This window comes from Alloalcanivorax dieselolei B5 (genome assembly GCF_000300005.1).
Classification (GTDB): Bacteria; Pseudomonadota; Gammaproteobacteria; order Pseudomonadales; family Alcanivoracaceae; genus Alloalcanivorax; species Alloalcanivorax dieselolei.
The window spans coordinates 658,108-679,907 of record NC_018691.1 but is presented as its reverse complement, the minus strand read 5'-3'; the positions used below and the strand labels follow the sequence as shown (position 1 = coordinate 679,907).

At 62.7% G+C, this 21,800-nt stretch carries 19 protein-coding genes; 9 read left to right on the top strand and 10 right to left on the bottom strand.

The window, feature by feature from the left end; all coding sequences use genetic code 11:
- Nucleotides 1-1,083 carry a glycosyltransferase gene (locus tag B5T_RS03195; RefSeq protein ID WP_014993017.1) on the top strand — a complete coding sequence of 361 codons (1,083 nt, stop codon included), beginning with the start codon at nucleotides 1-3 and terminating at the stop codon, nucleotides 1,081-1,083.
- Here B5T_RS03195 and B5T_RS03190 read toward each other — a convergent pair.
- The 10 genes from B5T_RS03190 to B5T_RS03145 all read right to left on the bottom strand — a co-directional run bounded on the left by B5T_RS03190 (nucleotide 1,080) and on the right by B5T_RS03145 (nucleotide 14,001).
- Nucleotides 1,080-2,411, bottom strand: a complete 1,332-nt coding sequence (locus tag B5T_RS03190) for a BUD32 family EKC/KEOPS complex subunit (RefSeq protein WP_014993016.1) — start codon at nucleotides 2,409-2,411, stop codon at nucleotides 1,080-1,082. The genes B5T_RS03195 and B5T_RS03190 overlap by 4 nt on opposite strands.
- Entirely contained in the window at nucleotides 2,408-3,313 is a 906-nt protein-coding gene (locus B5T_RS03185; protein WP_014993015.1) for a glycosyltransferase family 2 protein, read from the bottom strand. Before B5T_RS03185 ends, B5T_RS03190 begins: the two co-directional genes overlap by 4 nt.
- 2 nt (nucleotides 3,314-3,315) lie before the next feature.
- Entirely contained in the window at nucleotides 3,316-4,161 is an 846-nt protein-coding gene (rfaP, locus tag B5T_RS03180) for a lipopolysaccharide core heptose(I) kinase RfaP (protein ID WP_014993014.1), read from the bottom strand.
- Complete coding sequence (locus tag B5T_RS03175) at nucleotides 4,158-5,237, bottom strand: glycosyltransferase family 4 protein (RefSeq protein WP_014993013.1); 1,080 nt, start codon at nucleotides 5,235-5,237, stop codon at nucleotides 4,158-4,160. Before B5T_RS03175 ends, rfaP begins: the two co-directional genes overlap by 4 nt.
- Nucleotides 5,234-6,265 (bottom strand): lipopolysaccharide heptosyltransferase I, encoded by a 1,032-nt coding sequence (waaC, locus tag B5T_RS03170; protein ID WP_014993012.1) that lies wholly within the window; start codon nucleotides 6,263-6,265, stop codon nucleotides 5,234-5,236. The genes B5T_RS03175 and waaC overlap by 4 nt, the downstream gene beginning before the upstream one ends.
- A gap of 45 nt (nucleotides 6,266-6,310) precedes the next feature.
- Nucleotides 6,311-7,084 (bottom strand): lipopolysaccharide kinase, encoded by a 774-nt coding sequence (locus B5T_RS22175; RefSeq protein ID WP_014993011.1) that lies wholly within the window; start codon nucleotides 7,082-7,084, stop codon nucleotides 6,311-6,313.
- Between the two features lie 2 nt (nucleotides 7,085-7,086).
- Nucleotides 7,087-8,130 (bottom strand): lipopolysaccharide heptosyltransferase II, encoded by a 1,044-nt coding sequence (gene waaF, locus B5T_RS03160; RefSeq protein WP_014993010.1) that lies wholly within the window; start codon nucleotides 8,128-8,130, stop codon nucleotides 7,087-7,089.
- 26 nt (nucleotides 8,131-8,156) lie between these two features.
- On the bottom strand, nucleotides 8,157-9,080 hold the full coding sequence (locus tag B5T_RS03155) for a branched-chain amino acid transaminase (protein WP_022997182.1): 924 nt from the start codon (nucleotides 9,078-9,080) through the stop codon (nucleotides 8,157-8,159).
- A 54-nt stretch (nucleotides 9,081-9,134) separates the two neighbouring features.
- Nucleotides 9,135-12,002 carry a bifunctional [glutamate--ammonia ligase]-adenylyl-L-tyrosine phosphorylase/[glutamate--ammonia-ligase] adenylyltransferase gene (glnE, locus tag B5T_RS03150; RefSeq protein WP_014993008.1) on the bottom strand — a complete coding sequence of 956 codons (2,868 nt, stop codon included), beginning with the start codon at nucleotides 12,000-12,002 and terminating at the stop codon, nucleotides 9,135-9,137.
- 262 nt (nucleotides 12,003-12,264) lie between these two features.
- A complete protein-coding gene (locus tag B5T_RS03145; protein ID WP_081586943.1) occupies nucleotides 12,265-14,001 on the bottom strand; it encodes a GspE/PulE family protein in 1,737 nt (578 codons plus the stop codon).
- Nucleotides 14,002-14,212: 211 nt separating this feature from the next.
- Here B5T_RS03145 and B5T_RS03140 point away from each other — a divergent pair, with 211 nt between their 5' ends.
- The 8 genes from B5T_RS03140 to B5T_RS03105 all read left to right on the top strand — a co-directional run bounded on the left by B5T_RS03140 (nucleotide 14,213) and on the right by B5T_RS03105 (nucleotide 21,800).
- The gene (locus B5T_RS03140) at nucleotides 14,213-14,893 is read left to right on the top strand and encodes a TIGR00153 family protein (protein WP_014993006.1); all 681 of its coding nucleotides are present in this window, start codon (nucleotides 14,213-14,215) and stop codon (nucleotides 14,891-14,893) included.
- A gap of 27 nt (nucleotides 14,894-14,920) precedes the next feature.
- Nucleotides 14,921-16,189: an inorganic phosphate transporter gene (locus B5T_RS03135; RefSeq protein ID WP_014993005.1), complete on the top strand. Its 1,269-nt coding sequence runs from the start codon at nucleotides 14,921-14,923 to the stop codon at nucleotides 16,187-16,189.
- Between the two features lie 177 nt (nucleotides 16,190-16,366).
- On the top strand, nucleotides 16,367-17,677 hold the full coding sequence (argA, locus tag B5T_RS03130) for an amino-acid N-acetyltransferase (protein ID WP_041716781.1): 1,311 nt from the start codon (nucleotides 16,367-16,369) through the stop codon (nucleotides 17,675-17,677).
- Between the two features lie 2 nt (nucleotides 17,678-17,679).
- Nucleotides 17,680-18,420 (top strand): FFLEELY motif protein, encoded by a 741-nt coding sequence (locus tag B5T_RS03125; RefSeq protein ID WP_014993003.1) that lies wholly within the window; start codon nucleotides 17,680-17,682, stop codon nucleotides 18,418-18,420.
- Nucleotides 18,417-19,175 carry a bifunctional demethylmenaquinone methyltransferase/2-methoxy-6-polyprenyl-1,4-benzoquinol methylase UbiE gene (gene ubiE, locus B5T_RS03120; RefSeq protein ID WP_014993002.1) on the top strand — a complete coding sequence of 253 codons (759 nt, stop codon included), beginning with the start codon at nucleotides 18,417-18,419 and terminating at the stop codon, nucleotides 19,173-19,175. Before B5T_RS03125 ends, ubiE begins: the two co-directional genes overlap by 4 nt.
- The gene (locus B5T_RS03115; RefSeq protein WP_014993001.1) at nucleotides 19,175-19,804 is read left to right on the top strand and encodes a ubiquinone biosynthesis accessory factor UbiJ; all 630 of its coding nucleotides are present in this window, start codon (nucleotides 19,175-19,177) and stop codon (nucleotides 19,802-19,804) included. The genes ubiE and B5T_RS03115 overlap by 1 nt, the downstream gene beginning before the upstream one ends.
- Nucleotides 19,804-21,420, top strand: coding sequence for an AarF/UbiB family protein (locus tag B5T_RS03110; protein WP_014993000.1), 1,617 nt, complete (start codon nucleotides 19,804-19,806; stop codon nucleotides 21,418-21,420). Before B5T_RS03115 ends, B5T_RS03110 begins: the two co-directional genes overlap by 1 nt.
- A gap of 50 nt (nucleotides 21,421-21,470) precedes the next feature.
- Nucleotides 21,471-21,800, top strand: coding sequence for a phosphoribosyl-ATP diphosphatase (locus B5T_RS03105; protein ID WP_014992999.1), 330 nt, complete (start codon nucleotides 21,471-21,473; stop codon nucleotides 21,798-21,800).

The window sequence follows — 21,800 nt, the reverse complement described above, 5'->3', positions numbered from 1 at the left end:
ATGCGCATCGCCCAGATTTGCAAATACGCCAACACCACGGTTCAAGGAGTTGATCTATTCGAGGAGGTCGCTCGCGCTTTCCCAGATCACCAGTTCGACTTCTACGTTCTGCATGGTGATAGCAACCACGCAGAAAACCGCCTGAACTGCAATATGGTACACTGCCACTTCACCAAAAAGCAGCTAAAACGGGTTCGATTCTCCGTTTTGATCGAATTATTAACCAAGCTCAGGCGAGCCTCACTTGATGTTGTCATAACCCACCGCGTCACCCCAACGATTCTGATAGCTCTAATGCAGCTTTTCCTGAATATACCTAGAAAAATCGCGGTCATTCATGGCATCGGGCAGTTCCGAAAACCTCGAAGGAAGCTCTTTCTCCGTTTATGGCTGCGCAGTTGGACTATCGTTGCCGTTTCCGAAGCTGTGGCTGAGGATTTAGTTCGAAGTGGATTTTCCTCTAAGCAGGTAAAAGTCATTCGTAACGCAGTAAACGAAGAATTGGTTCAAAATAACATTCTTTCACGGGAGGAAGCTCGCAAAGCCCTCGGCATCCCTAGTCATGTCGGCCGTCTGGCGGGCACCATCGGGCGCTTGCATCGAGTGAAAGGACACCGCTATCTGGTCCACGCGCTGGCAAAGGAACCTGCGGCTCTTCCAGTGGCTATCATTGGTGGAGGAAGCGAAGAGGCCGCTCTTAAGGCACAGATCAAACAGCAAGCTCTTCAGAATCGGCTATTTCTCTGCGGCCCTTTCAAAAATGCTTATCGCTATCTGAGTGCCTTCGACGTCTTTATTATGCCATCGGTGAGCGAAGGGCTGCCAATTTCCATATTGGAAGCAATTAGTGCAGGAGTCCCCGCTTTTGGCACCTCCGTAGGAGGTATACCGGAAATTCTACCGAATCCCGAATGGACGCTGCCGCCTCAAGATAGTCAGGCGCTTGCCAAACGCTTGCTCACTCTGACCACATGCACCGAGAGCGATCTCCGAACAATAGCAAAAGCGCAGCATCAGGTAATGGAAGACAAGTTTGGAATCGAGCAATACCATCAGGCTTTCCGGGAACTAGCTCTAGGCTAGTTCCCGGAGAATTGCTTCCAATTGTCATGGAAACGTTTCATTTCCCGCTTACCCTTACGCACCCCTCGTTCGTGCCAGCGACTGAATCCGGCACCGTCCAGGTCAATCCAATGAATATGTTCCAGGGCATCCACCAAAACGTTCTGCGCTTTGGTGTCACCGTGCCAAAATCCGGCGCCATGAAGCCTATCCAACCAATACTCAGCTTGCGGCGCGATACGATGCGCTCGGGGTGGATCATGCTCCATCAGATAGCTTAGCGCTACACTGTCTATACGGGGAAAGGCGATCACTGCCTGGGCATCGCGACGCCTTAGCAGCATGACGGGACGCGGTGTTGGTATGCCCAACAGCGCCCAGGTCCAGCCCATCAACCAGGACACATCGGCTCTGCCACGAAACCAGCGCTGTTTCAGACGCGCCTTCCAACTGGTATCGCGGTAGTGCTTGATCACCCAATGCTCATCACCATGAACGCTGATACGACTGCCCTTTTTTATTAATGGCAGGGAATCCGGCGCCACCAACGCTCTGGCCAGCGTCTTTTTTTCTTCGTCCGGCAAGGCACGCTGCACGAGCCAGTCACCATGCTCGTCGCTATGACTGGCAATAGCCGACGACGCCCGGCGCCATTTCCTCAGAGCACTGGCGATCCGCCGTATGGAATGGCGATGTACCCGGGCTTTTAAACGGGCTGACGGCAGCCCTCGTTCGCTCAGAGCAGCCGCCACCCGATTCAGCAAAGTGTCATGCAAATCCAGGGGAGCCTGAGCACAAAACAGCGCCAGGTTATCAAGGATGGCTCCCGGTCGGCGCCTGCCTTCAGGCAGGGTGTCAATATCACCCGCGTCAAGAATCAGTGCTTGCCGGCCGTCGAACAGAAAATTATCCAGATGCAGATCGCGCTGGCGCCAACCGGCTTGATATAACCCAAAAACGCTGTCCAGCACAGCCGGCATCACTTGGTCTTCCTGGTGACGAAGGGCGGCACCCGCGGGCTCCCCTTCACACCATCGGGTCAACGCCACCGTACCATCGTCCAACTGGTGCAGCCCCAGAGGCTCAGGGGTGGGCAGACCAGCGGCCAGGAGCGCCTTTTGCCGCTCCTGTTCCGGAGCGGCTTTCTCCGCCTCGGGTTGAAAGAACAACTTCGCGAACACCAGCTCACCGCGCCAGCGCGCGCGCATGGCCAGCCGCCGTCCCGGCAGATGACGCAGGATGCGATCCGCATATAAAGGTTCATCACCAACCATCAGAGTGAATGCGGCCACCTCCCCCCAATCGCGACGGGAGAGTTGCGACAGTGACAACGGAGAATCACCGGTCATGCAGCCCCCTTTTTAAACAGGCTGGCAATCAGCCGGCGTACATAACGGGGCCGCAAAGCCAGCCCGGGGGCGGCACGCAATGCCTGAAAATAAAAGCGTTGAACCAGATCCGGCCATCCCCCTCTATCCGCCAGCTTCAGCAGCGACAAGGCACGGCGGGCCCGGTACGGCTTCCGGTACGCCATTGCCCAGGAGGGCAAGCCGTTGTTCTCGAATATCTGCTGTTCCAATGCCATTCCCACCGACAAGGCGGCCTGCAGATCATTCCGGCGGCTACCCGGGTGTTTATGCACGTTCAACAATGGCTCAGGCAATGCCACGGCCGTGTAGCAAGCCAGCAGATGGGCAAACACCGGCATATCCTCGGTATGACGCAGCTCTTCACGGAAGTCCACCGTGGCAAACGCCTCCCGGTGGATAGCGCTGGCGCCATTGCTGAATTGGATTTTTTTATTTAAATAAAGGGCGAAGTTGCGCTCCTGGTCATCGCCAACGGGCCCGGGAGGAACCGGCACGACTTTCCCTTCCGTCAAAGCATAATGCCCCGCGATCACCACCTTCGCCTGCGGGTGAGCCTGCACGCTGCTGGCGAAAGCAGAGAGCGCCCCGGCGCACAGCTCATCATCCGCATCCAGAAAAATCAGCCATTCATTGGACGTTTCTTCCACGCCTCTGGCACGTGTCGCGGCCGGACCACGGTTACGCTGCGTCAGACACCGTAACGGCCCGGCGCTCTCCGAAACCAGCCTCTCCATGACCTCAAGCGTGTTGTCGGTGGACCCGTCGTCGATCACCAGCACTTCAAAATGCGGATAGTCCTGGGCCAATACCGACTTTACCGCCCGTTCCAGGCAGTGAGCGTAGTTATAGGCCGGAATGACCACCGAAAACGCCGCACTCATGATCAGATATCCTTTCCCGGATGCTCGGCGAACGGCAACGGAAACGTCGGTGTTTTTTCGAAGTAGCGCTGATAGATGCGCTCGCCCTCGCGACGACTGGCATTCAGTAGCGGCGTCTTGTCGCTGAGCGCTTCCCGTAACGGCATGTCGGTGTAGATCCGTACGAAGCGCAGCACATCGCGCCGGGTCAGAGAAAAGCGGGCGGTGGAGAAATACAAGCCGCCCAGATCCTTGACCCGCCAGCGACGCGGCACCCGCCCGCGCACCTGGGAGCGGTGCAGGTCAATCAGATACAACGGCGCGGTGGCATCGTGCGCGGCGGCCGCATCCCGGGGCATCAGGAAATGCCCCAGGTAGAAATCACGGTGGTTCACACCAGCATCGTGCATGCGTTTGGCAATCTCCGCCACACGCCGGATCAAGGCCCATTTAAAGGCCGCCGGCGGCGGGTTGTCGCGCCAGGTTTCGCCGAGCTCTTCCAGGCTCACGGTGTCCAGCAATTCCTCGGTGACCAGGAAACTTTGCCGTGACGCCGGGTTGAGGCCGCGTTCGCCATAGCCGACGATGGTGAGCGTATCCAGCCCGGCTTCCGCCACCCGGCGAATGGCGCGCACTTCCGACATGGCGCCGAGGATCGGCAGTTTGGCCTGGGTCAGATTCTTGAGGATTTCACCCCAGCCGATGCCACCGTGGTACTTGAGAAAATAATGCCCGCGCCCGGTCTGGAAACGCAGTGTGCGGCGCCCCTCCCGCTCCCGGAACACCTCCCCCTGTTGGCGGGCGGCCTGTTCGAACGGGTCTTCGCCACGCCAGACCTCGGCCAGATCGTCACGCAGATACAGCGTCATGAAGACTTCCTTGGATGGCGTTCGATAGCGTCCACCGCGTGACGCACCAGATGGTAGATATCCGCGCTCTCGGCGAACGCCCTGCCACGCTGACGCCATTGGTCCCGTGACGTGGCCATCAGTGCCTTAACGTCGGTGGCTGAGGGTTCGGCACTGACCTTGCCCATGTTTGCCCGCTCAATATAGGGCGCGTAACCGCAAACCGGAGTGGTCAGCACTGGCAAGCCGGCCACCGCCGCTTCCAGCAGTACGGTGCCGGTATTCTCCGCATAGGCGGGATGGAGCAGCAGGTCCGCGCTCCACAGCCATTCCGCCACGTTATCCTGACCGCCCATGAAGTGCACACGGTCCCGCACCCCCAGACGGCGGGCACGGCGCAGGTAAGGCGCCGGGTTATCATCGCCCACCACATACAAAGGGATCCGCTCCGGCAAATCCGGCAACAACGCGATGGCGCGATCCAACCCCTTGGTGCGAAAACCGGAACCGACGAACAGCAACATCGGCGTGTCCTCGGCCAGCCCCAGCCCGGCTCGCAGGCGTTGACGGCGGGAGGCGTAGTCCTCCGGCGGGATGCGGTCACGGCGGATGCCCGGCGGCAGATCCACGAAGCGCTCGTCGGCGGTACCGTAGTGGCGTTGGTACAAGGCTCGCTGAGGCGGCGAAATAGAGAGGATCCGGGTGGCGGCGTCCGCACCGAACACCGCGGCTTCCTTGGCCAGTTTGTCGCGGTAGCGGGAAAGCCAGCGCCGCACGCCCCGATAACGGGCCGCCAGGCAGCCGTCGGCGGCGTAATACCAATCCAGTCCCGGCATTTTGTTGAAGCCCACCACGCTGTCGAAGCCTGCCAGTCGGTCCCGCACCTGCCGGGCGAAGCGATCATCGCGAACATGGTTCATGCCGTCGTGCACCGGCAAGGTTTCCACCGCCAGCCCGGGTTCCGGCGCACCGTGCCAGGCGCGGGTGAACACCGTGACCTCCTGCCCCCGGGACTGTGCCTCCCGGGCGATGGCGAGCATGTCCCGCTGCAGGCCGCCATAGGGGAAGTATTCAAACAACACAAAGGCCAGCTTCATGGATCCGTGACCTCCAGCAGCCGCTGCCACACCCACTGCGGTTTCAGACTGCTGAAGCAGGGTGGTTCCACCCCTTTGCCCAGACTGCCCCGGTAGGTGCATTTCTCCTGCACACAGGGCGCGCAGGGAAATTCCGCGCCCAGGGACTGGGCGCGGCTGCCCCAGACACCGGTCAGCCGCGGGTCGGTGGGGCCGTACAGCGCCACCCCGGGCATGCCGGTGGCGGCGGCCAGATGAGCCAGTCCAGTGTCCACGGCAATGAAGGCATCCCAGCCGAGGAATCGTTCGGTGAGCGCCTCCAATGACAGGCGCGGCAGCACTCGCGCGCCGGGCACGCCACGAACCAGCCGTTCCGCCCGGCGTTTTTCGGCTTCATCGCCCCAGGGCAGGTGCACGCGGTGTCCGGCCTCATCGGCCCATTCCACCAGTTCGCGCCAGAACGCTTCGGGGTAGTGCTTGGTGGGCCAGGTGGTGCCGTGGCAAAACACCAGGTTCGCGCCCGGAGTCAGTAGAGAGCGCGCCTCCTGTTGCCTGTGCAAACCGTAGTCCGGGGCGCTGTCCGGCGTGGTGTAGCCGAACACGCGGGCGAACAGCTCCCGCACCCGGCTGACCGCGTGCCCGCCACGGGGGATCGGCAATGGATGATCCAGTACTCGGGCCGACAAGGCCTCCCGGGCGGAGGTGCGGTCAAGGCCGTACTTGGGCCCGTGCGCCAGCCGTGTCAGGAAAGCGCTCTTGATCAACCCCTGGGCGTCGATCACCGCGTCGTATTCGGTCGCCTGAAGGCGTGCTCTGAAACCGCCCCATTCACCGCTGCGGCGAACCCTCAAAGGATGGCGGCGCCAGCGGCGCAAAGCACAGGGCAACACCTGCTCCACCGCCGGGTGCCGACCCGCCAGATCCGCAAAGGCTTCTTCCACCACCCAGTCCACACGCAATCCGGGCACCACCGCCTGGGCGTCGGTCAACGCCGGCAGGGTGTGGATCACGTCCCCCATGGACGAGGTTTTGATCAGCAGAACACGCATGTGCTTCCTGGCCTGTTAGAGGTCGCCCGCCATCATAGCGGTCTATCAACGATAACGCAGTTTACGAGCCAGCCAGCGGGCGAGAATTTTGCCATCCTCGCTGAGATGGCCGGTGTCCAGGTAATACTTGAGAAACCGGAGTTGATCGCGGCGGCTGACATTCTTGCTGCGCCGCGCCAGGCTTTCCAAATCGCGGAACAGGTGCCGGAATCCGGTGAACAGGTGGGTCTTTTCCAGATCGATGAAACGGACGTCGAACCGCTCCAGTGCCGGCCGCCAGGCCACGAACACATGCTTGGGGTAGAGATTGCGATGGGCAAAGCCCCGCAGATGCATGAAACGCAGCGTCATTCCCACGTCTTCCAGCAAACGCCGGCGCCGCGCCGGCGGCAGTGCCGGCATATCGATTTGATCGAGACTCTGGAAGCCGTCCAGTCCCAGGCTCACCAGGACATAATGCTCATCACCGTTGTCATCGACGAAGTGATCGAAAAACACCGGCCGCGCCACCGGCACACCCTTTTTCAAGCAGGCGGACAGCGCTCTGAACTCCGTTTCCAGGGTGGCCCGCCCCCGCAGAGGATGGCGCGGAGACCGCCGACGCTGATTGCACTGGCATTTGATATAGAGGTTGTGACTCGACGCCGTGCCATCGTCCATTCGCAGACAATAGACGTGCATGCTGCCGCCATAGCGCAGGTTGGGTTCATCCACCAGTTCCTTGTCCGGCAACGCCAGCCAGGCAGCGGCGTGATCCAGGCGCCGGCTGATCAGCGCCGGGCGCCAATCCGGATCAATGTATTTCTGGGGTATACGCACCCTCAATCCTCCTTGACGGCCAGATCCTGCAAAGCAGAGATCACCCGCGCCGGTTCCAGCTGGCGCAAGCAATTGAGATGGCCCAGGGGGCATTCACGCTGGAAACAGGGACTGCAATCCAGTCCCAGACGCACCACCCGCACCGCCGAACCCAGTGGTGGCGTGAAGTCCGGAGAGGTGGAGCCGTAAACCGCCACCAACGGACGGCCAAGAGCGGCGGCGATGTGCATCAGTCCCGAATCGTTGCTGACCACGGCATCAGTGGCGGACAGCAAATCCACCGCTTGTTCCAGGCTGGTGTTACCGGCCAGCAACTGTACCGACGACCGCTGCGCCCCGGGCAGCGCATCGCGAATGGCTTCCGCCACGGGCAGGTCCTTGCCGGAGCCGAAAATCCAGACCTGGCCGCCGCGGGTACTGATCCAGTCCCGAGCCACCTCGGCGTAGTGGTATTCCGGCCAGCGCTTGGCCGGGCCGAACTCCGCACCGGGGCAAAGCCCGAGCACCGGCACATCCGGATTCAAACCGTGGGCCCGCAGTGCCTGTTCCAGGCTGTCCTCACTGACCACCAGATGCGGCGGCGTGATCGTCTCAAGCGGCGGCGGAGAGGCCTCGGCAGGCAACGCCAGGGCAACGAAACGCTGCACCATCAAGGGATGACGCTGCTTATCGAGTACCCGGACGTCGTTGAGCAGGCCATAGCGCATCTCGCCACGCCACCCGGTGCGTACCGGCACCCGGGCCCAAAAGGGCACCAACGCGGATTTCAGAGAGTTGGGTAAAACGAAGCATTGATCGTAGCGACCGCGCAGGGAGCGACCCAGCGTCCGGCGGGCAGCCAGTTTCAGATCGCCATGGTCGAACGGCAAATCAAGAGGGGCACGCACTTCCGGCATGCGCGATAACAAGGGCCGGCACCAGGCAGGCGCCAGAACATCGATGGCGCAGTCCTGTTGCCGTTGCAGCTCGGCGAACAGGGTCTGCGCCATCACCATGTCACCCACCCACGAGGGGCCGACGACAAGGATGCGCTGGGATTCGGACATCAGGCGTCAGGCGTCCGCTTCGCGTCTCAGACCGCGAAGGTGAGCCAGTTCTGGTACTCGTCCAGCTTGCCGCGCACCAGATCGAAGTACACCGCCTGCAACTGCTCGGTGATTGGCCCCCGCTTGCCTTCACCGATGATACGGCCGTCCAGCTCACGGATTGGCGTCACCTCAGCCGCGGTGCCGGTGAAGAAGGCTTCGTCGGCGATGTAGAACTCGTCCCGGGTGAGACGCTTCTCACGGACCTTATAGCCCCGTTCCTCGGCCAGTTGGATGATGGTCTTGCGGGTGATGCCGTCCAGACAGGAGGTCAGTTCCGGGGTGTACAGCACCTTGTCACGGATCAGGAACACATTCTCACCGGAGCCTTCGGCCACATAACCTTCGTTATCCAGCAGCAGGGCTTCATCGGCACCACCGGAGAGGGCCTCGTTCAACGCCAGCATGGAGTTCATGTAGCTGCCGGAAGACTTCGCCTTGCACATGGTGATGTTCACGTGATGGCGGGTGTAGCTGGAGGTACGCACCTTGATACCCAGCTCCAGCGCTTCCGGAGACATGTAGGACGGCCATTCCCAGGCGGCCACGGCCACATGCACGTTAAGGCCGGCGGCGCGCAGGCCCATGCCTTCGCTTCCGTAGAACACCAGCGGACGCAGGTACGCGTGGGGAAGCTTGTTTTCCCGTACCACGTCGATTTGCGCCTGGTTGATCACATCCTTGGCGTACGGCACCTTCATGTTGAGAATATGCGCGCTGTTGAAGAGCCGGTCCGTGTGCTCCCGCAGGCGGAAGATAGCCGGTCCCTTGTCGGTCTCGTAGGCCCGCACGCCTTCGAACACGCCCATGCCGTAATGCAGGGAATGCGTCAGCACGTGCACCTTGGCGTCGCGCCAGGGCACCAGTTTACCATCCAGCCAGATAACACCATCTCTATCAGCCATGGACATGGCGGTCATTCTCCCAGAACTATGACCCGTGGAAGCGTGCCTTGCCGGGCACGTCTATTCTTCGAGGTCGAACCATTGCTTCCAAATCGCACGAACCCCCTCCCGCAAATCGCGGAATTCGGCATCGTCGACGATGGATTTCTCTTTGCGCAGCGAGGCGCGATGAGCCGCTGACCGGTAGGCCAGGTAGGCTTCCCTTAACAATCCGGCGTCCTGCGCCGGCATCAGTTCCAGAGCGGCAAGTGTTTCCAGCAACCGCACATTATCGGTGAAGCGGGTCAGTTCACCGTGGGAGGAGGCCCATCTGAGTACGCCATATTGCACCATAAATTCGATATCAACGATACCTCCAGGATCCTGCTTGAGGTGGAAACGGCCTTCCTTCCCCGATCCCAGGTGCGTCACCATGCGTTCGCGCATGGCCAGAACATCATCACGCAGGCCCCGTGGATCACGTGGCTGGCACAGCACCTGATGACGAATCGCGTCGAACGCCTGGCGCGCCCGGTTGCAACCGGCCACCACCCGGGCCCGTACCAGAGCCTGATGTTCCCAGGTCCAGGCGTCCTGAGTCTGATACTTTTCGAAGGAGGCCATGGACGACACCAGCAGCCCGGATTTACCGCTGGGACGCAGCCGCATGTCCACTTCGTATAGCTGACCGCTCATGGTGCGGGTGGACAGGATGTGAACGATGCGCTGGCCCAGGCGGGCATAGAACTGCTCGTTGGAGACCGGTTTGTCACCGTCGGTATTGCCGCCGGGGGCGGCATCGTGCAAGAACACCAGGTCCAGATCCGAGTTATGGCCCAGCTCGATGCCGCCGAGCTTGCCGTACCCCACCACCACGAAATCCGGATCGCAGGGCTGGCCGCTGTCCCGGGACGGCTTGCCGTGGCGTTCCACCAACGGCTCCCAGGCCAGCATCACCACCTGATTGAGAATGCTCTCGGCCAGCCAGGTGAGATAATCGCTCACCTTCATCAGCGGCAGCACCTGGGTCACTTCGGACGCCGCCACCCTCAACAGGTGAGCCTGCTTGAAGTTCCTCAGCACCTCCATCTGCTGCTCGAGGTCGTCCTCCGCCACTCTCAGCAGTTGCTGGCGCAACTCATCGTCCAGCTCGGTCCGGGCGGGCGGCGAGTACAGCGTGCCCACGTCCAGCAACTCGTCCAGCAACACCGGGTGGCGCGCCAGCCTTTCGGCGATCCAGGGGCTGGCGCCGGACAGTTTCACCAACTGGGTCAGGGCACCGGGATTCTCCACCAGCAGCGCGATGTAAGCACTGCGCCGCAGTACCGCTTCGATAAAGGCCACCAGCCGTGCCGCGGTGACCGCGCCGTGGCCCTGATAGCCCAGGCCCTCCAGCAGCAACGGCATCAACCGGTCGAGACGGTCGCGGCCGATACGCTGCATGTTCTCCACCGCCCGGCTCTCGCGCAGCTCATGAATCAGATCGTGGACCTGCTCCGCCTCCTGAATGCCCATGTTCGCCAGGGTGGCGATGGCCGCCTCGGGCTCCAGCCGCCCCTGCCAGACATCCACCAGATCCTGATCGCTCTGGCGCTCGTCGGATTCCTGTTCGGGATCGGCGATCACCTGGCTGAAGTGGAAGCGCACCCGCTCCCGGTGGCGACGCAAACCGCGTTCGAATACACGCCGTGAGGAAAACCCCATGGCGAAGGTCAGCCGCTCCCAACCGGCTTCGTCGTCGGGCAGACGCTGGGTTTGCCGGTCCGCCACCGCCTGCAGCCGGTGCTCCACATCACGCAGGAACACGTAGGCGTCCCGCAATTCCTCCACCACATCCTCGGGCAGCAGGCCCTGCTCGAGCAGCAGCGGCAGCACCTGGATCAGATTGGGCTGGCGCAGCGCCGGCAACTGACCGCCACGGATCAATTGGAAGGCCTGAACGATGAATTCCACTTCACGAATACCGCCGGCGCCGAGCTTGACGTCCGCCTGCATCCCCTTGCGGTTCACTTCCCGCTCGATCAGGGATTTCATTTCGCGCAGAGACTGGAATGCGCCGTAGTCGATGTAACGGCGATAGACAAAGGGATTGAGCCGCTCCACCAGGCGGGCGCCGGCCTGCAGATCCCCGGCCACCGGGCGCATCTTGATCAGCGCGTAGCGTTCCCATTCCCGGCCCTGGGTTTCGTAGTAGCTTTCCATGGCGTCGAAGCCCACCGCCAGGGCACCGCTCTTGCCCCAGGGTCGCAGCCGCATGTCCACACGGAACACGAAACCGTCGGCGGTGGTCTGATCCAGCGCTTTGATCAGCTGCTGGCCGAGACGCTGAAAAAACTGGTGGAAGCTCAGCGCGCGCCGCTCGCCTTCCAGCTCGCCTTCATGTTCATAGGCGAAGATCAGATCGATGTCGGAGGACAGATTCAGTTCCCGCGCGCCCAGCTTGCCCATGGCGAACACCACCAGCTTCACCGGTTGCCCGTCCGGCCCCGTCGGTGTGCCCTGACGGGCCCGGGCCCAGTCGTATAGCTGCTCCAGAGCGCAGGAAATCAGGGTGTCGGCCAACAGGGACAGGTCCGCCACGGTGCTGTGGTAGTCGCCCTGTCCGGCCAGATCCCGCCAGATGATGCGGGTCATATGACGCTGCCGCAGCCGCCGCAGCACCTGTTTTAATTCGTCCTCGCCGACACAGGCGGCCACCGCCTGTTGCACCTGGGTAACCAGGGACATGGCGTCCAGACGCTGATCCAGGGAGTGCTCGAGCAACCAGGGCCCCAACTCACCGTCACGGATGAAGTGTTCCGCCACGAAGTCGGAACCCGCCCAGACTTTGGGCAGATCGGCGAGCAGAGCGTCAGGCAGGGTATGGCCCGCCTCCTGAAACCGTTGCCAATGCTGGTCAACCAGCTGGGCAAGGTCATCGGGCAGGCCGGAATAGTCCGGTTCTGTCATGGGTGGTATTGTCCACAGCCTCGGGAAACAAGGAAAGGCCCGGTCCGGGCTTTTCCGCTGGCACGCTGGCACGCTGGCACGCTGGCACGCTGGCACGCTGGCACGCTGGCACGAAACACGCTAAACCCGAAGCCAGATCGCTGGCAAACAATAGCGAGCATGTTTGCGCACCCGCGATGACAGCCTTCCCAAACAATCCGCCCTCCCCGTCTCGCTACAGGGTCGGCAAGCATGGCGTGCCAGCGTGTTGCGTGTATGCGTGTCAGCCCAACAGCATATCCGGGGACGGCGTTACCCGCATCACTTCTTCCACCGTGGTGAACCCGGCGGCCACTTTCTGGGCGCCACTGATGCGCAGAGGCTTCATGCCACCGCGCACCGCCTCACGGGCAAGCGACTCGAGATCACCGCCACGATTGACCAGGCTTTTTACCGGCGCCGCCAGCGGCATGGCCTCATACACCCCCATGCGCCCCAGGTAGCCGGTGCCCCGGCACTCCAGACAGCCCACCGGCCGATACCAGCTTTCCGGCTGAGCCATCTTGAACGGCCGCACCAGTTCCCGCCAGGACGCCGCGTCCACCGCCTGCGGCGCCTTGCAGTGCGGGCACAGGGTCCGCACCAGCCGCTGGGCCATGACGCCGGTGACGGCGGCGGTGATCAGGTAAGGCGGCACACCGAGGTCGGTGAGCCGCACAATCGACGAAGGCGCGTCATTGGTGTGCAGGGTGGACAACACCAGGTGGCCGGTCAGCGCCGCCTGGATCGCCATTTCCGCCGTGGCCAGGTCGCGAATCTCCCCGATCATGATGATGTCCGGATCCTGCCGCAGCATCGCCCGCACCCCCTCGGCGAAGCCGACATCGATGTTGGACTGCACCTGCATCTGATTGAAGCTGGGTTCCACCATTTCGATGGGATCCTCAATGGTGCAGACATTGACCTCGCTGGTCGCCAGTTGCTTGAGCGTGGAATACAGGGTGGTGGTTTTACCGGAGCCGGTGGGCCCGGTGACGAAGACGATGCCGTGAGTGTGGCCGGTCATGGCCCGCCAGGCTTGGTGATCCTCCTGGCTGAAACCCATCTGCGCGAAGCTGCGCACCAGCACCTCCGGATCGAAGATCCGCATCACCATCTTCTCGCCGAAGGCGGTGGGCAACGTGGACAGCCGCAGTTCCACTTCGTTGCCATCCGGCGTTTTGGTCTTGAGGCGGCCGTCCTGAGGTTTGCGTTTCTCCGCCACGTTCAGCCGGGACAGGATCTTGAGGCGGCTGGTCACCGCCGCCATCACCGGCGCCGGCAATTCATACACATCGTGCAGGACGCCGTCGATACGAAAACGCATGCGCCCGGTATCCCGGCGCGGCTCCAGATGAATGTCGCTGGCGCGCTGGGAAAAGGCGTACTGCAGGATCCAGTCGACAATGTTGACGATGTGCTGGTCATCGGCGTCCGGGCGACCGCGACCGACTTCCAGCAACTGCTCGAAATTGGTGATATCCGCGCCGCCCTGACCACCGGAGCGACGGGCCCCGGCGATGGAGCGGCTGAGATTGTAGAACTCGATACGATAGCGGCGCAGGGCTTCGGGATTGGCCAGTACCACCCGCACCGCCCGGTCCCCCAGCACCTGCTGCAGATCCTCGCGCCAGTCCAGCCGGTAAGGCTGGTCGCAGCCCACCACCACCGTATCCGCCGACACCTCCAGGGCCAGGATGCCGTGGCGTTCGGCGAAGGCGTAGCTCATCACCTCGGTGACCCGGTCCACTTCCACCTTGAGCGGATCGATGTGATACAGGCTCAGACCGCTTTTTTTCGCCAGCCAGGCGGTGAGCACATCGATATCGAGGAGGTTGTGTTCATTCTGGCGGTCGGCCAGCCGGTATTTCGCCACCACCTGCAATGGATGCCAGCTCTGTTCGCTGCTTTCCCGCGGCGTGGTGGAGATCACGTTGTAGTCTTCCCGGGTCACGCGCTGCTCTTCGAGCAGTTCACGCATGACCCAGCGAACATCCAGCTCGAACGCCCGGGACGGACGAGCCGTGGTGATGGCTCCGATCACTACTACCCCCCAAAAAACCTATCTAATAATTAAGAAGATACTATCACTCTCCCGGGAAATAGGCAGCGGCACTTCATGGAATAGGCAGCAGCGACGGTATCTACTATACTCGCGCCCACTTCAGTGACGATTCCGTGACAGGGTCCCTATGTCCTTTGGCAGCTCTATTGCCGGCCTTTTCGGCCGATCGCCGATACGCCCCCTGCAAAAGCATTACGACACCGTGCACGATTGCGCTTTGGGCCTGGGCGATTTCTTCTCCGCGGTCCGCGACGGCGACTGGGAACGCGCCCGCGAAGCCCGCCAGCGCATCGCCCAATTGGAAAACCAGGCCGACGAGCTGAAGAAAGAGTTCCGCCTTAATCTGCCCAAAAGCCTGTTTCTGCCGGTGCCCCGCTCCGATCTGCTGGAACTGGTCAGCGTGCAGGACAAGGTGGCCAACAAGGCCAAGGACATCGCCGGCCTCATGCTCGGCCGGCAAATGACGCTCCCCCCCAGCCTCGCCGATAGCATGACCGACTATCTGCAAGGCGCCATCGATACTTCCGCCCAGGCCAAGAAGGCCATCAATGAACTGGACGAACTGGTGGAAACCGGCTTCAGCGGCCGGGAAATCCGTCTGGTGGAAGAGCTCATCGAGGAACTGGATCGCCTGGAACGGGCCAACGACGACCAGCAGGTGCAGATCCGCGCCCAGCTGTTCAAATTGGAATCCGGCTTGCCTCCGGTGGATGTGATGTTCCTATACAAGATCATCGACTGGATCGGTGACCTGGCCGACCGCGCCCAAAAGGTGGGCGGCCATCTTCAATTGTTGCTTGCCCGCTAGGGTCCGGCAGACCAGCAGAGGTTCCCTATGGAGTGGATGCTCGAACACAGCACCCTGATGCTGCTCATTGCCGGCGGCGCCGGTTTCTTCATGGCCCTGGGCGTGGGCGCCAATGACGTTGCCAACGCCATGGGCACGTCGGTGGGCGCGCGGGCGCTCACCGTCAAACAGGCGGTTCTGATCGCCATTGTTTTCGAGTTCGCCGGGGCTTACCTGGCTGGCGGTGAAGTCACCGCCACCATCCGCAAAGGCATCATTGATGCCGAGGTCTTCAACCAGACACCCCATTATCTGATCTACGGCATGCTCTCCGCCCTGCTCGCCGCCGGTATCTGGCTGGTGGTGGCCTCCTGGGCCGGCTGGCCGGTATCGACCACTCACTCCATCGTCGGCGCCATCGTTGGCTTCGCCGCGGTCGGCGTCGGCATGGATTCCGTGCATTGGGGACAGGTGGGCTCCATCGTCGCCAGTTGGGTGACGTCCCCGCTGCTGGCGGGCTTCCTGTCCTTCGCCCTGATAAAGAGCGTGCAGAAACTGGTGCTCAACCATGACGACCCGTTCCAGCGGGCCAAGAAAGTGGTGCCCTTCTACATGTTCCTGGTGGGCTTCGTGATCACCAAGGTCACCCTGGTGAAAGGCCTCAAGCACGTCGGTCTGGAAATGAGTTTTGGTTCCAGCAGCCTGTGGGCCGTCGCCGGCGGGCTGGTGGTGGCGGGCCTGGGAGTCCTGTTTCTGAACCGGATTCATCCGGACCCGGAGGCCGACAAGGATTTTCGCTTCAGTTCCGTGGAGCGGGTCTTCGCGGTACTGATGATTTTTACTGCCTGCGCCATGGCGTTCGCCCACGGTTCCAACGATGTGGCCAACGCGGTGGGCCCGCTGGCGGCGATCAGCAGCGTGCTGGCCAACGGCGGTGTGATTGGCAAGGAGTCGATCATCCCCGGCTGGATTCTTCTGGTGGGCGCCATGGGCATTGTCTTCGGCCTGGCGGTACTCGGTGCGCGGGTAATGGCCACGGTGGGCACCAAGATCACCGAGCTGACCCCGAGCCGCGGCTTCGCCGCCGAACTGGGCGCCGCCACCACCGTGGTGCTGGCTTCCGGCACCGGCCTGCCCATCTCCACCACTCACACCCTGGTGGGCGCGGTGCTCGGCGTCGGCATGGCACGCGGCATCGGCTCGCTCAACCTGCGTGTGATCAGCACCATCTTCACCTCCTGGATCGTCACCCTGCCCGCCGGCGCGCTGTTGTCGATTCTGTTCTTCTATTTCTTCAAGGGCCTGTTCGGGGCGTGAATTCGCTTGCACGCTTACACGCCAGCACGCAAACACGCTGATTCGCCTCGAGGTCGGCGATCAGGTTTTAGGGGGTTAGCGTGCAAGCGTGTTGCGTGTAAGCGTGCTTCGCCCCCTGGCGCGGCCCCGGCCGCGCTGGCTATACTGGCCCATCCCCTTGATTGGCCGAGAAAAACCGTGAGTACTACCGACCAGGTGAACTGGTTCCGCAACTCCTCTCCCTACATCAACGCGCATCGCGGCCGCACTTTCGTGGTGATGATGACCGGCGAGGTCCTGGACAGTCCGTTACTGCCTTCCCTGGTGCATGACCTGGCGCTGCTCAACACCCTTGGGGTCCGTCTGGTGCTGGTCCACGGGGCCCGGCCACAGATCAGCCGGCGCCTGCACGCCGCCGGGCTGGAAACCCATTTCGAGCACCACACCCGGATCACCGACAGCGCCGCGCTGGAAGCGGTGATCGCCGCGGTGGGCGCGCTGCGGCTAAAGCTGGAAGGCCTGTTCTCCATGGGGCTGGCGAACACCCCCATGCACAACGCCTCGATCCAGCTGATCAGCGGCAACTTTGTCATCGCCAAGCCCAAAGGGGTGCGCGACGGCTTTGACTACCAGCACACCGGCGAGGTGCGCCGCATTGAGGTCGGACCGATCCGCCGGCAGGTGGACGCCGGCAACGTGGTGCTGCTGTCACCGCTGGGAAGCTCCCCCACCGGCGAACTGTTCAACCTGAACGCGGAGGAAGTGGCCTCCACCGCCGCCATCGCCCTGGCCGCCGACAAGCTGATCGTGCTGGGCGATGGCGTTCGCATCAATGATGAGCAGCAGCGGATACTGCGCGAACTGACGCCGCAGGAAGCCGGGCGCCTGCTCGCCGACCAGCGCCTGCAGGACAGCGCCCTGGAACGGCATCTTACCGCCGCCTGTCACGCCGCCAGCAACGGCGTGGCACGTGCTCACTTGCTGGACGCCGGCGATGACGGCGTGCTGCTGAAGGAGCTGTTCACCCGTGACGGCTGCGGCACCATGGTCACGCGGGAGACTTACGAAACCCTGCGCGGCGCCCGCATCGAGGATGTCGGCGGCGTGCTGGAACTGATCTCCCCGCTGGAGGCGGACGGCACCCTGGTACGCCGCTCCCGGGAGCTGCTGGAAAGCGAGATACAACGCTTCCTGATCATCGAACGGGACGGCATGGTGATCGCCTGCGCGGCACTCTATCCCTTCCCCGATGAAAAAGTCGGTGAGTTGGCCTGCGTCGCCGTGCATCCGCAGTACCGCAGTGGCGAGCGCGGCATTCAGTTGTTGCGGCAATTGGAACGGCGGGCGCGGGAGCAGGGCCTGGAACGGCTGTTCGTGCTCACCACCCATACCTCCCACTGGTTCCAGGAGCAGGGGTTCCAGCCCGCGGACGTACACAGCCTGCCGGCACAGCGGCAGCAGTTGTACAATTGGCAGCGCAATTCCAAGGTGTTCGCCAAGACGCTCTGACCATGCCCAGTTCCCGGACCTCCGACACCGGCACCGCACCCGCTAGCGCCGGCCTTCGCCTGCGCCATTTTCTGGAGCGTTTTTTCCAGCTGCGCCAGCATGGCGATGACGCGGTGTTCCTGGCCCGCCTGCAACGGCTGCGGGCCACTCAGCGGCAGCGGCTTGCCGATACCCACGCCGACCTGCTCGCCGATCAACAGCTGCAACCGGCTCTGACTTTCCTGCTGGATGACGTCTACGGCGGTCAGGATCTGCTGCCGGTGGCCACCGAGATTCGCCGCGCCCTGCCCAAGGCGCTGAAGTTGCTGCCCGACCGGGTCATGGCCACCTCCGCCCTGGCCCTGGAAGCGGCGATTCTCACCCAGGAACTGGATGAAGCCCTGGTTCAGACGCTGGGCCCCCGATTGGATCAGCCGCTGGACCCGGCCGGCTATGCCGACGGCTACCGCGATCTCGGCGATGACGGAGCGCGCCGGCAACAGATCACGCTGGTGGCGGAACTGGGGCCGCGGCTGGACCGCTACATCCGCTCACGTACCCTGCAGACCACCTTCCGGCTGGTGCGCAAACCCGCTCATGCGGCGGGCTTCTCGAACCTGTATGATTTCATCGACCGCAGTTTCCGGGTAATGAAACCGGTGCCCAGCGTGACCGCCCTGCTCGAGCGCGTGGCGGCCCGCGAGGACGCGATCATGACGCGCCTGTTCGCCCGGCACCCTTTTCCGTTCAAGGACATCCCATGACCGACGCCAACGACGACAAAGTAACCCACTTCGGCTACCAGCAGGTTCCCTGGCAGGAAAAGCAACAGCGGGTGGCGGGCGTGTTCCGTTCGGTGGCGGCCAAATACGACGTCATGAACGACCTGATTTCAATGGGGAGCCACCGCATCCTCAAACGCATGACCATCGAACTGGCCGGGGTGCGCCCGGGCCAGCGGGTCCTTGATCTGGCCGGCGGCACCGGCGATCTGGCGATCAAATTCTCCCGTCTGGCCGGCGAAACCGGCCAGGTGGTGCTGGCCGACATCAATGACGCCATGTTGGCGGTGGGCCGGGACCGGCTCTATGACGCGGGCTGCGGACACAACACACAAGTGGCCCAGGTCAATGGTGAGTGCCTTCCTTTCGCCGACAATAGCTTCCATTGCGTGACTATTGCCTTCGGCCTGCGCAACATCACCGACAAGGACGCGGCCCTGCGCTCCATGTTGCGCGTGCTCAAGCCCGGTGGACGTCTGTTGGTACTGGAGTTCTCGCAACCGGTGAACAAGCCCTTCGCCAAGCTGTATGACCTGTACTCCTTCGCGGTCTGGCCGCGGCTGGGCAAACTGGTGGTGAACGACGCCGACAGCTATCAGTACCTGGCCGAGTCGATCCGCATGCACCCGGACCAGGACACCTTGCAGGGCATGATGGATGAGGCCGGTTTCGTGCGTACCGAATACTTCAACATGATCGGCGGCGTGGTGGCCCTGCACCGGGGGTTCAAAGCCTGATGTCGGATCCCGGACTGCTCTCCACCACCGCCGTGGCCGCCCTGGAGCGGGCCATCAACACGGCATTGCGCGGCGACCCGGTAACCGCCGCCGCGCTGCGCCAGCATGCCGGCCGGTTGCTGGCGGTACACAGCACTTTGCCGCGCACCGCGGTGTTTCTGCTGATCGTGGAGGACGGCGTCGAGCTGTACCTGCGCAGCGAAGCGGCGGCGGACGTCAGCGTCACCGGCAATCCGGTGGATCTGGCCGCGCTGCTGCTGGACTGGAAACGCCAACCCAGTGCCATCGGCGGCCCGGTTCGCATCGAGGGCAATCGCGAGTTGCTGCAGTCCCTGCGCGAGCTGGCCCGCGACCTGCAACTGGACTGGGGCGCCATGCTGGAACCGGCGCTGGGCGGTGAACTGGCGCAGACCCTGCACCAGGGCGCCATGCGCCTGGGCGGCTGGGCCCGTGACGCGTTTCGCCGCCTCGGCGATCAGGTGGGCGACTACCTGGGCAACGAATCCGGCCTGCTGGCGCTGCGCCGGGACGTGTACGAGTTCTACCAGGACGTGGATGAGCTGCGCGGTGATGTGGACCGCCTGGAAGCCCGCGTTCAGCGTTTGTTATCAAGGAGTTCCACGCCCTGATGCCACCGTTTGCCCGCTTGTTCTCGGTCACCCTGGTGGTGTGCCGCTATCGTCTGCTGTCCCTGCTTCCGGCGCACCCCATTCGCCCGCTGCTGGTCTTTCTGCAGTATCTGGTGCCAACCAGCTGGCGCGGTACCGGCGACCTCAGCGAAGGCGAACGTCTGCGTCTGGCGCTGGAGGAACTCGGCCCGATCTTCATCAAGTTCGGCCAGTTGATGGCCACGCGCCGGGATCTGCTGCCTCCGGACTGGACCGACTCCCTGGCGCGTCTGCAGGATCAGGTGGCGCCCTTCGATGGCGGTGAAGCCCGGCAAAAGGTCCAGGCCAACCTGCCCAAACCCTTTGATCAGGTGTTCGCCACCTTCGACGAGCGGCCGTTGGCCGCCGCCTCGGTGGCCCAGGTGCATCCGGCCACCTTGCTGGATGGCCGTGAGGTGGTGGTCAAGGTGCTGCGCCCCGGTGTCGAAATGAGGGTGGAGCGGGATCTGCGGGTGATGGGCTTCGGCGCCCGGATACTGGAGAAACTCTGGGCCGATTCCCGCTATTTCCACCCGGTGCGGGTGGTGCGCGATTACCAGTCCGTGATCCGTGGCGAACTGGACCTGGAGCAGGAAGCCAGTAACAGCGAGACCATGCGCCGGCATTTCCTGTTCAGTTCCCTGCTGCACATCCCGGAAGTGCACCTGGATGTGTCCTCCCGTCAGGTGATGATCTCCGATCGCATTTACGGTATCCCGGTCAACGATATCGAGCGCATCAAGGCCGCCGGTATCGATCCTCGGGCCCTGGCCGAACGCGGCGTGGAAATCTTCTTCGCCCAGGTGTTCCGGCACAATTTCTTCCATGCCGACATGCACCCGGGCAATATTTTCGTCAATCCGGCCAACCCGGATCTGCCCCAATATATGGCGGTGGACTGCGCCATTGCCGGACGTCTGTCCCGCCATGACCTCAACGTGCTGGGGCGCATGGTCCTGGCGGTGATGCGCGAGGATTACCCGATGCTGGTGGATCTGGTGATCCGGGCGGGATGGAGCAACGCCCCGATCGATCGCCATCGTTTCGAGCAGGAGGCCACCCAGTTGCTGGCGCCGGTACGCTCCGCCTCCCTGGAACAGTTGGAATTCGCCCCGTTGATCCTGCGCCTGTTTGATCTGGCCCGGGAATATCACATCGAGGCGCCGGTACAATATGTGCTGTTGATGAAGACCCTGGTGCATATCGAGGGGCTGGGCCGCAGCATCTACCCGCAACTGGATATCTGGACCGTGGGCCGGCCGTTGCTGGAAGCGTGGATGATGGAGGAATACGGCCCAGCCGCCACCCTCAATAAACTGCGCAACCGGCTGCCGGAATGGACCGCGCAGCTGCCGGAAATGCCGGACCTGCTGCGTGATGCCCTGGAAAATCTGCGCGATCACCCGCAACGGCAACAGGACATGGAATTCCGCCTGGCACTAAACTTGCGACGCAATCGCCGCCGCGCCCTGGCGGGTGTCGGCGCGGTGGCCCTGGGCCTACTGGCGGGCATCGACGCGCTGCTGGCCGGCAGCGGCTGGGCCTGGCCCCTGGCCGGCGCCGGCGCCGTGTTGCTGGCATGGTCGTTGCGCGCGTAGGTGAACCGGCCCGTACTTTGCTACACTGACGGGCCTGCACTGGAGACACCATGTCGGATATTCTTAACCAATTGCACCAAGTCCTGGAGGCCCGCAAAGGGGCGGCCCCGGACAGTTCCTATGTGGCGAGTCTGTACCATAAGGGCCTGAACAGGATCCTGGAGAAAGTCGGCGAGGAAGCCGTGGAAACCCTGCTCGCGGCCCGGGACCTGGAAGCCGGCGGCGAGGCCCAGGCCTTGATCAGTGAAACCGCCGATCTGTGGTTTCATTCCATGGTCATGTTGGCCCACCTAGGATTGCACCCCGACCAAGTGCTGGCGGAACTGGAGCGTCGCTTCGGCCTGTCCGGGCACGAAGAAAAAGCCTCTCGAGGAGATTAA

Excerpts from the sequence above, each read along its gene's own strand:
- B5T_RS03195 (WP_014993017.1), top strand. The coding sequence starts at position 1 with ATGCGCATCGCCCAGATTTGCAAATACGCCAACACCACGGTTCAAGGA.
- B5T_RS03190 (WP_014993016.1), bottom strand. The coding sequence starts at position 2,411 with ATGACCGGTGATTCTCCGTTGTCACTGTCGCAACTCTCCCGTCGCGAT.
- B5T_RS03185 (WP_014993015.1), bottom strand. The coding sequence starts at position 3,313 with ATGAGTGCGGCGTTTTCGGTGGTCATTCCGGCCTATAACTACGCTCAC.
- rfaP (WP_014993014.1), bottom strand. The coding sequence starts at position 4,161 with ATGACGCTGTATCTGCGTGACGATCTGGCCGAGGTCTGGCGTGGCGAA.
- B5T_RS03175 (WP_014993013.1), bottom strand. The coding sequence starts at position 5,237 with ATGAAGCTGGCCTTTGTGTTGTTTGAATACTTCCCCTATGGCGGCCTG.
- waaC (WP_014993012.1), bottom strand. The coding sequence starts at position 6,265 with ATGCGTGTTCTGCTGATCAAAACCTCGTCCATGGGGGACGTGATCCAC.
- waaF (WP_014993010.1), bottom strand. The coding sequence starts at position 8,130 with ATGTCCGAATCCCAGCGCATCCTTGTCGTCGGCCCCTCGTGGGTGGGT.
- B5T_RS03155 (WP_022997182.1), bottom strand. The coding sequence starts at position 9,080 with ATGTCCATGGCTGATAGAGATGGTGTTATCTGGCTGGATGGTAAACTG.
- glnE (WP_014993008.1), bottom strand. The coding sequence starts at position 12,002 with ATGACAGAACCGGACTATTCCGGCCTGCCCGATGACCTTGCCCAGCTG.
- B5T_RS03145 (WP_081586943.1), bottom strand. The coding sequence starts at position 14,001 with ATGCGTGAACTGCTCGAAGAGCAGCGCGTGACCCGGGAAGACTACAAC.
- B5T_RS03140 (WP_014993006.1), top strand. The coding sequence starts at position 14,213 with ATGTCCTTTGGCAGCTCTATTGCCGGCCTTTTCGGCCGATCGCCGATA.
- B5T_RS03135 (WP_014993005.1), top strand. The coding sequence starts at position 14,921 with ATGGAGTGGATGCTCGAACACAGCACCCTGATGCTGCTCATTGCCGGC.
- B5T_RS03125 (WP_014993003.1), top strand. The coding sequence starts at position 17,680 with ATGCCCAGTTCCCGGACCTCCGACACCGGCACCGCACCCGCTAGCGCC.
- ubiE (WP_014993002.1), top strand. The coding sequence starts at position 18,417 with ATGACCGACGCCAACGACGACAAAGTAACCCACTTCGGCTACCAGCAG.
- B5T_RS03115 (WP_014993001.1), top strand. The coding sequence starts at position 19,175 with ATGTCGGATCCCGGACTGCTCTCCACCACCGCCGTGGCCGCCCTGGAG.
- B5T_RS03110 (WP_014993000.1), top strand. The coding sequence starts at position 19,804 with ATGCCACCGTTTGCCCGCTTGTTCTCGGTCACCCTGGTGGTGTGCCGC.
- B5T_RS03105 (WP_014992999.1), top strand. The coding sequence starts at position 21,471 with ATGTCGGATATTCTTAACCAATTGCACCAAGTCCTGGAGGCCCGCAAA.